We start from the raw sequence: 1,593 nt of genomic DNA, 5'->3' as shown, positions 1-1,593 counted from the left end.
GAGTGGCTGTCTGATTGATATTGGTAGTGGTGTTCTGCAGATTGGCTTCCACCCAATAGAGGGTTGCCGTAGCATTGTCAGAAGGCTCGTAACCGTCGGCTGTGGCGTATGCCGAGATGTTGTAAGCTGCCGAAAGATAAATATTACCATCATAAGTAATGTTATTTGTGGTAACATCATCACACGATATAGAATAATGACAAACAGAATTTGGAGTGGCACTAAAAACTTTAATAGTTCCGTTATCATAATTAATTGTAGGTATTTCACATTGAGCAACTCCAGTTCCTGAATTGTCCAAAGCAAAAATAGGAAAATCCTGCCAAGTACTTGAAGTTTTATAACTATCTAATACTGACTTTGGAACATAAATTTTACATCCTGTAGGTAAACTTAACTGTGAACCTGTAGGAGGAACCATTGCAAGACATTTCACCTCTTTAAGATTTTCACATTGAGTAAAACAATAATACGACAAGTCTTCAAGATATAAAGGCAAAGTGATGGAAGTTAGACTTTTACATTCGCCAAAGCAAGTCATACCTATTCTTTTAACAGAATTAGGAATTTCTATATAAGACAAATTTGTACAAGCAGCAAAACAGAAGATCCTAATGATTCAACTGTATTAGGGACTATAAAACTGGTCAAGCCATAACATCTATTAAAGCATCCATTATCCAAAGAAGTTATTGTTTGTGGCAATTCTATTTTCTCTAGTTTATAACAGTCAGCAAATGTCATATTCAGTCTACCTATTTGAGCTTCAATCTTAGCGCTTACCAAATTCTCACAATTTTCAAAACAACCACTTCCCATACTCAATACCGAAGACGGAACTTCAACACTTTTAAATTTAATACAGCAACAAAAGCAATTATCACCCAAAGAAGTAACTGAAGAAGGTATTGTGATACTTGTTAAGCCCGAACATCCACGAAAGCAACTCTCACCCAAAGAAGTAACAGAAGAAGGGATTGTTACGCTCTTCAATCCGCCGCACTCCTTAAATGCATTATCTCCAAATGCAGTAACGGGATATTCCACTCCATCGCTTGCCTTTACCTTTTCCGGCACAACGATATCGCCAGAATACTTTTCGCCAACGTTTGCAGTGAGCGTTGCTGTCTTGGCATCAGAATCTATCAGATAGCGTAAACCGTCGATAGTCTCGAAGCTGGCTTGGGCATAGGAATTACTTGTGGCTAAGATAGCGATAACCACCAAAAGAACAAGGCTCTTGAGTGAGCCGAAACGTTCCTTATTCGATAAAGAGGAGGAAAACGAGCTGTTGATAATCATATAGTGAAAAAGTTAGTATTTATAAACGTTTTATTACACGATGCAAAAGTAAATAAAATAAAGCAGAACAAGCAGGCAAACCGATAATAAAATTTGCACGGGACATCTTTTCTGCAAATTAAGCGAGCTTTCACCTCGCCACTATCCTATATTTGCATTTTTAGCCGCTCAAAACAGCGAGTTGAACGTAAGCGTATCCGCGATGCCGCCTTGTCCATACCTGTTGGCGGAATTAATTTAGTGCATACTTAATTCTGCCAATGGGCTTGTCGTTAATGAAGTTTACGTATT

General features: G+C 38.1%; 2 protein-coding genes. Both read right to left on the bottom strand.

The genetic code is table 11. The annotated features are described in order from the left end of the window. On the bottom strand, window positions 1–583 hold a 583-nt coding region (locus I6E38_RS14715), incomplete at its 3' end, for a leucine-rich repeat protein (protein ID WP_235394689.1). Beyond that, complete coding sequence (locus I6E38_RS14710; protein ID WP_235394688.1) at window positions 571–1,302, bottom strand: leucine-rich repeat domain-containing protein; 732 nt, start codon at window positions 1,300–1,302, stop codon at window positions 571–573. The genes I6E38_RS14710 and I6E38_RS14715, both read right to left, overlap by 13 nt. Between the last annotated feature and the right edge of the window lie 291 nt (window positions 1,303–1,593).

The sequence above is a fragment of the Leyella stercorea genome (genome assembly GCF_021531355.1).
Classification (GTDB): domain Bacteria; phylum Bacteroidota; class Bacteroidia; order Bacteroidales; family Bacteroidaceae; genus Prevotella.
The sequence above is the reverse complement of the archived record's forward strand: the minus strand, read 5'-3'. Positions and strand labels throughout refer to the sequence as shown.